At 34.2% G+C, this 1,444-nt stretch carries 2 protein-coding genes; both read right to left on the reverse strand.

The genetic code is table 11. The features are described 5' to 3' along the window. Nucleotides 1–691, reverse strand: a 691-nt coding sequence (locus H0Z29_12140; GenBank protein ID MBO8132234.1) for a serine/threonine protein kinase, incomplete at its 3' end; no start/stop codon positions are given. A 16-nt stretch (nt 692–707) separates the two neighbouring features. Further along, a partial coding sequence (locus H0Z29_12145; GenBank protein ID MBO8132235.1) for a phosphoadenosine phosphosulfate reductase family protein occupies nt 708–1,444 on the reverse strand: 737 nt, incomplete at its 5' end.

The following is a 1,444-nucleotide window of genomic DNA, read 5'->3' on the forward strand; positions in this document are numbered from 1 at the left end:
CAACGACATATATCCCTGTATGCGTGACAAGAATTATATCGTATTCGTAATAGTTATTTGATTGTGTATCAAATATTAAAACATTACTTGAAAGCTTCCCAATTTGTTCACTATTTATAATGTTTTTCATAATATCAATTGCTGATTTTTCGTGTTCGAATAAGCTACCTTGCTCCTTTACCGCCATGTTATCTGTATAATTTTGCTGAGCACTTAGGTAATCACTTGGGTAATATTGATTACTAAAGTTATCACTACGCAACAATCTAATTATTTCATCCTCCAGCAACTGTTGCCACTCTTCATTTTGAAGCAGGTTATATACGTCTCCATCCAAATATGCATAATCTACAGTTTCAAGTAGCCTTTTTTTTGTAAGTCTGTTTTTTTTATACATTTGGTAAGTTAACTCTTTTCCTTTTTTAATTTGCAGGTACCAAAAACCATCGCTTTGAAGATGATAAAAAGGGTATTCTAGCATTTTTCTATGACCAGGCATTTCTGGAAACAAGTCGTTAAAATGTGATAGAAAAACAGGCTCTAATTCATTAAAGGTAAATTTATTCTCATGACCCTTGTTTTTCTTAAATAAAGTAACAATTGACAACAAAAGAATATATTTGTGGGGGCTAATTTCTCTTCCTCGCTTAGACACCTTTAACTTGTTAAGCAATTCTTTATAGTTTTGCATTCTCCCCCACCCCACCTTAGATTAAAATATCATTTACATTTATACCCGTAAGGTTTATGTATTTTGGTAATTTTTTTGACAGTTTTTTATTATCGCTTTCCTCATGTGACTGTTTTTTCTCAAGTAGCTCAACATTTTTAAGGTCCCTCAGAAATAAAGGTTTACCTCCTCTTCTCCCTCTCCAGGTGTAAATTCGACCATCAGAATGGTTTTCTTCATATTGACAAGCTTTTTCGAATTTTTCAGGATGATATTTTTTCAAACCAATCCACTCAGCATCTGATTGAAAAAAGCAAAAATAGCATCCTGATCTGCTCCGCCATTCATAATAGCCAGGTAATCCTAAACCAGAATTTTGTAATATATTGATAACATCTTTATAAGTAATGCCATCCTCTTTGAAAGGAAGTCTAGGGATAATGTTTTTTCCCTTTTTCTTCCTATATCCTACTCGATCTTCATCGGCCCTAATAGCAATGTAGCTAAAAACCAAATCATCTCCTATATAAGCCTCAAAAGGCTTAAGCTTTAGTTGGCGAGTACACCATCTATGTTGCGGAGATGGCAAAACGCCATTATAGTATTTTAACCAGTAATCAAAATCCCCCTTAGGTTTGATTACCTGTATATCAATGTTTAAAACAGCCTTTATTTTTTCTAGGTACTCGTAAGTCTCCGGCAACTCACAACCGCTGTCCATAAAAACATACTCCATATCCAAGTCGGGATATTTGTCGCGCATGTAAACGGCCA

The sequence above is a fragment of the Candidatus Neomarinimicrobiota bacterium genome (assembly GCA_017656425.1).
GTDB lineage: Bacteria > Fidelibacterota > UBA2242 > UBA2242 > B5-G15 > JACDNV01.